Below are 5200 nucleotides of genomic sequence, written 5' to 3'. Positions count from 1 at the left end.
AGATCGACTGGCGCCCCCACCAAGTGCTGGCCGTTGCATGGTGGGCGGTTGCGGTCGTGCTGTTCGCCTTCGAGGTGCGACGCCGGCGCGACGTGGCCGGTACCGCAGATGCAGAGAACAGGCAAGGGGAGTCCTGAGCAGTTCGGTGGAGGCCACACTTTGAAGGGTGGTGACTGATGCTACTCCATCAGCTGTTTGGTCTGGGGGTGCTCGTGGTAGTCGGTGCTCTGCAGGCCTGGCGTGGACGCCACGCTGCGACGAGTGTGCTCGCGATTGGGTGGTTTGGGCTGTTCGCCGCCATCACCTTCGCATCGACGAACCCGCACAAGTTGCAGTACGCCCTCGACTGGCAGAACTACCACGACGCGGCGTATGCGACCGGCGTCTGCATGATCGTTGGCGGGCTTTCTGTCAGATGGAAGCCCAGATACATATGGTGGTCCCTGCTGTCCTGGGTTGGCCTGGGAGTCTTCACCGTGCTGGGATGGCGCAAGTACTGCGCCGGCGAGGCCCTGGTGTGGCAGATCCACATCATCGTCGCTGCGCTGGCCTGGGCGGTCTCGGGTATGCTGCTTGCCTTGAAGAAGGGGCAAGGGCGTCCCGCGTGGACAGACCGCAAAGACAGACAGCCGAAGCCGTGAGCAGTTCGGCACGGGAGTCGCGTCATGTCCCGCTCGATCCGGAAAGAGGCTGAGGCGAGCATGGGTAAGTGGCTGAAGCGAGTGTTGGTCGTGGTCCTTGTGCTGGAGGTCCTCTGCGTCAACACGATCCTTGCTGCGCTGTACCTGCAGTCGGTTGGGGATCAGGCCTTCAGGGACGGCCGGACAGTTCGGGCACTGCGGGTCTACCAGGTGACGACGCACCTGCTCCCCTTCGTTCAGCGCCCCCGTGTGAACGTGGCGCGGTGCCTGGTGAAGCTGGGCCGAAAGAACGAGGCCCTTGCGATCCTCCGGGACGTCGTGAACAAGCAGCGCGGTGAGGCAGAGTACCGGTACCGACTTGCGTCGCTCGCGCTCGACGTCGGGAGCGTGCCCGAGGCCGTCGTTCAGTGTCAGGTGGGACTGGAACGCCGTCCCCACTCGCCGCTCCTGCATGGAGTCCTCGCACGAGCGCTCCGGCGACTGGGGCGCAGCGCAGACGCTGCCAACACGTACCAGACCGGAGCTGTGGCGCTCGGGTACGACGACTTCGCGAGCAACCTCGCACGGGCCCTGAGGGACAGTGGTCGGGCTGAGGACGCCGAGACGTTTGAGAAAGCAGCCGCCGTGATGCGCTCGAAGAGCGGACCCTCGCCGTCGGGCTCGGGTGAATGAACTCGGAGGGAGGTTGAGGCGAGCATGGGTAAGTGGCTGAAGCGAGTGCTGATCGCGGCCTTTGTGCTGGAGGGCGTGTGGGCCAACACCACCTTTGCCGGGCTCTACCTGCAGGCAGATGGGGATACGAAACTCGAGATCGGCCGGACGGCGCAGGCGCTGCGAGCCTACCGGGCGGCAGCATGGTTACTCCCGTGCAGGCAGCGTCCGCGCATGAGGGTAGCGATGTGCCTGGCCTGGCTGGATCGGAAGGACGAGGCCCTTGCGACTCTGAGGGGTGTCGTGAACAGGGAGCCCGGCGTCGAGGAGTACCGGTACCGCCTCGCGTCGCTCCTGCTGAGCCTTGGGAAGATCGATGAGGCGATCGCCCAGTGTGAACTGGGCCTGCAGCGGCATCCGGGATCACGGTACCTGGAGTCTGTCCTTGCACGAGCGCTCCAGAAGAGGGGCCGGGCCGCCGAGGCCGTGAAGGCCTATGAGCGCGAGGCCGTGTCCTTGTGGTTCGACAGGTTCCTGATCGACTTCGGGGGGACCTTGCGGGAGACTGGTCGGGCGGATGAAGCGGAGACGCTTGAAAAAGCGGCCGCCGTGGTTCGTTCACAAGGGAGGCCGTCGCTGCCCGCGCCGTAGTGACTGCGGGCGACGACACCTTGCGGCAGCTGCTGCTTCGGTGGGGGGAAACCGGGCGAGGTGCTTTACGTCGCTGGCGGGACGATCTACGGGTACGACCTCCAAACCCACACTGAGCAACAGGTGTTCCCGTTGCCGCAGTGAGACAGCTATGCGTCGTTGATAGGAGCGTACAGATAATACGGCAGGCGGTTTTCGGTACACAAGGAAAGGGCATACATGATAGGAAAGAGGTACGTTGCTTGACGAATAGATGTAGGTGTCGGTCGGGGCAATGGGCGCGAGCGAGGGTAGTGCCATCGGTTGCGAGGCGGAAGACCCGTGGGCCTGGGGCGTCCTCCGCCTGGTCTACCGCAATCTAGGGCCGTCCGACACTCAACAAAGTGAGGCGGTGTAGTGATGCCTGAGCCTTCGCGAGAGGTGAACCAGGGAACGCCTGATCTCAGGAGTCCCGTGTACAGGCCGCCGCAGGCGCGGAAGGACACTGCGATGCCGCTGGCCTTTGAGCTCTCGGGCGCAGCCCTGGGCCTCCTCATGGCAGCGCTGTGCATCGAGGCGGGGCTGGCTCTGGACGTAGTGGTGCCCATCATCGTCGTCGGGGCTTCTGTGTGGGGGGCCTTCGCGGCGACAAGGTCGCTGGCCGCTCTGCGCCTGTTCCTGGCGCCTCGCCACGAGGCCGTCAGCCTGGGGCACGACGGCCTTGCCGTCACCACCTGGTGGGGCAAGACGACTTCGGTCGCGTGGGAGGACGTGACCGGTCTGGAGTCCTTCGCGGAGGGGCGTCGGTTGCTGGTCGGCCTGCTGACGTTAGGGATCGTAAGCGCGTCTGGAGTCCTGGATGCGGGTGGGCGGAAGGTGCGTCTTCCCGACCTCAAGCAGGCGCAGGGGATGCATTTGGGAATCGTTCGTCGAGCAGGACTGGTGAAGCTGAAGGAGACCGCGTGGGTGGTGACGTATGGGCGGGAAGCGTCGTGACAGGTAAGGCGCGAGGAAGAGACAGAGATCGGGCAAGGGGACTAATTGCCGCAGTCGCGTGAGCTCCAGGGAATAGACTCGCAGCACGAACACAGGGGGGAAGGCGCAGTGAAGGACCGGAGGTCAGGCATCGGATTTGGATGCTGGCTCGCAGTCGTCGCTGTTGTTGTGGTGGTAGGGTTCCTCGGGTACAAACTCCTCACAAGCACGGGTTTGGGGCTCTTCGTCGCCCAGTGGGCTTCAGAGAACGGTCACCACGATGCTTCGTCGCTCCTCCTGAGACGCATGGAGACTGCCCACAGAGGGGAAGCTCTCGGCTGGTTTGCGCATTCCATCGAGAGCACGAACCTGGCTCTCTCCGCAAGGGACGGAAGCCCCGGCTGCACCTGGGATCGCGCACGCGAAGCTGCCGGGAGACACCTCGCTGCTGCGAAGGCCCTTCGTAACCAGGAGCAGGTGGGCAGAGCCGTCTATGAGATAGCCCTGACGTATCACTTCCAGAAGCAGTACGACACAGCGGCCGCCGTTGTGGACCGAGAGCTGTCGGCGTTCTGGGACCAACCGTGGGCCGACACCTACGAGGCGTGGCGGATCATGTGGCTCACCCTCAGCGGTCGGCACGAGGAAGCTATCGAGCAGTTCGCGCATTACGCAAAGCGCCACTTCGTCGGGAAGCAGAACGAGAGGGCGGTCGGCTGGGTCTGGCACGCCTACTGTCAGAGCGATCGTGCGAAGGAGGGGTGGAGCACGCTCTCGGCCCTGCACGCGAAGCATCCAGGAACCCCTCTTGCGAGCGCCATTCAGGACTTGGGCGGCGGAGGGAAGGGCAAGCCACTTCCCACAGCGCCGCCGCCTGACGCAACGCCGCAGGTGCCGTGAACAGACAGGCAGTCGCTTCGCCTGTCGCGCGGAGTGAAGGGTCAGTGCGTGCCCGTTACGTCTGATGGGCGATTGGCAGTACGGTCTGACAGGATGCCCTCGCCGTTGAAGGGGGCGTGTCCTGACCCATGCCAGAACGAGGTGATCCGTGGTGCAGCCAAGTCACAGGATAGACCAAGCGTCGTGCCTGCTCCTGGTCGTGGCGGCGTTGCTGGGCCTTCAGGGCTGCGAGCCTGAGACCCACCTCCAACGGCCGGCCCTGGACCCGGCAACGATGGCATGGGCACAGAAGTCCTGTGTCGTGAGTGTAGCGGTCTCACGCCCGCCGGTGCGGCTTGTCTTCCAGCTCCAGAGCATGGCGGAGTTGAGCCCCTTGTACGAGTACTCCCAAGGCACCGTGCGGGTCCTGCGCCCGGAGCGCTGCTTCTGGGATCCCCACTTCGTAGGCAGTGAGGACCTGCTGGTGCTCAGCAGCAGGCCGGATGGCTCCTCGGCCAGAACAGTGACGGCGGCACCCTCGGAGGGCCCAGAGAGGGTCGTCTACATCGGCAGGGAAGTGAGCGCCTTTGGGAGCCCGGCCGCCCCTCTGATGGTGCTGTGGCCGGACCTGCCAAACACTGAGCAACGTCTGGGGCTCCTCGACCTGCGCACCGGCAGAGACCCACGGTGGTTTGGCCTCCCTGACCGCATCGACTGTCTTGAATGGAGCTACGCGGGGAACCTCTTCGTGGTGGTCCCGGATGCAGAGGCCAGGCACCACTCAGTCCTGCGCCTCGGCCTCGACCGCTTTGACGCCAGCGAGGTCTGGGCCACCGACGGCGGCAGCTCACCTCTGATCATGAGGTTCTCGCGCGGCCGCCCTGACTGGCTGCTGGTGGAGTGGTCGACTGCGGAGCAGCTCAAGGGCTCAGCCCACGACGAGAGCCTGGGAGTCCTCGACACGACCACCGGGAAGGTCAAGGTCTGCGCTACTGGGCCCATCAACGGGCCCTGCGCCTGGAGTTCGCCCCAGGAGGACCTTGTCGCCTTTGTCCGCAGTACGGATACCCCCTCCGCAGAGAGCAGGGGGAAGCCCTTCGAAGACACTCCGACAGGGCCTAAGTCTACCGCGCTCTGTCTTCAGCGCCTCTCCGATGGATCAGAGCGGATCCTTGCTCGCGGCACTGACCAGATGGCGCTGGCCTTTCTGAGCGACTCCGAGATCGCGTACCTCACACAGGACAATACGCGCGCCTCGCTGAGGGTCGTCAGAACGGACGGCTCGGGAGACCATGAAGTCTGGTCGCTGGCGAAGCCTCAGGTTGATACGGGTCCGGCCGAGGGGCCGCAAGGCGACGCCGCTCCCTCGCCAGCGGGGCAGTAGGGCACTACGAGGCTGACGAAGAACGGCGAGACGACCTACT

The 5200-nt window shown here is 64.9% G+C and carries 6 protein-coding genes; all 6 read left to right on the top strand.

The features are described 5' to 3' along the window. Positions 1-176: 176 nt before the first annotated feature. The 6 genes from ABFE16_02730 (at position 177) to ABFE16_02705 (ending at position 5160) form a co-directional block, all read left to right on the top strand. The gene (locus ABFE16_02730; GenBank protein MEN6344188.1) at positions 177-641 is read left to right on the top strand and encodes a hypothetical protein; all 465 of its coding nucleotides are present in this window, start codon (positions 177-179) and stop codon (positions 639-641) included. Positions 642-665: 24 nt separating this feature from the next. Further along, on the top strand, positions 666-1313 hold the full coding sequence (locus ABFE16_02725) for a tetratricopeptide repeat protein (protein ID MEN6344187.1): 648 nt from the start codon (positions 666-668) through the stop codon (positions 1311-1313). 24 nt (positions 1314-1337) lie between these two features. Further along, positions 1338-1943, top strand: a complete 606-nt coding sequence (locus tag ABFE16_02720; GenBank protein MEN6344186.1) for a tetratricopeptide repeat protein — start codon at positions 1338-1340, stop codon at positions 1941-1943. Positions 1944-2342: 399 nt separating this feature from the next. Beyond that, a complete protein-coding gene (locus tag ABFE16_02715; GenBank protein ID MEN6344185.1) occupies positions 2343-2918 on the top strand; it encodes a hypothetical protein in 576 nt (191 codons plus the stop codon). A gap of 108 nt (positions 2919-3026) precedes the next feature. After that, complete coding sequence (locus ABFE16_02710; GenBank protein MEN6344184.1) at positions 3027-3797, top strand: hypothetical protein; 771 nt, start codon at positions 3027-3029, stop codon at positions 3795-3797. Positions 3798-4098: 301 nt separating this feature from the next. Further along, positions 4099-5160 carry a hypothetical protein gene (locus ABFE16_02705; protein MEN6344183.1) on the top strand — a complete coding sequence of 354 codons (1062 nt, stop codon included), beginning with the start codon at positions 4099-4101 and terminating at the stop codon, positions 5158-5160. Positions 5161-5200: the final 40 nt, after the last annotated feature.

The sequence above is a fragment of the Armatimonadia bacterium genome (assembly GCA_039679385.1).
Lineage (GTDB): Bacteria > Armatimonadota > Zipacnadia > Zipacnadales > JABUFB01 > JAJFTQ01.
Note: the sequence above shows the minus strand (reverse complement) of the source record. Positions and strands in the feature narration are given on the sequence as shown.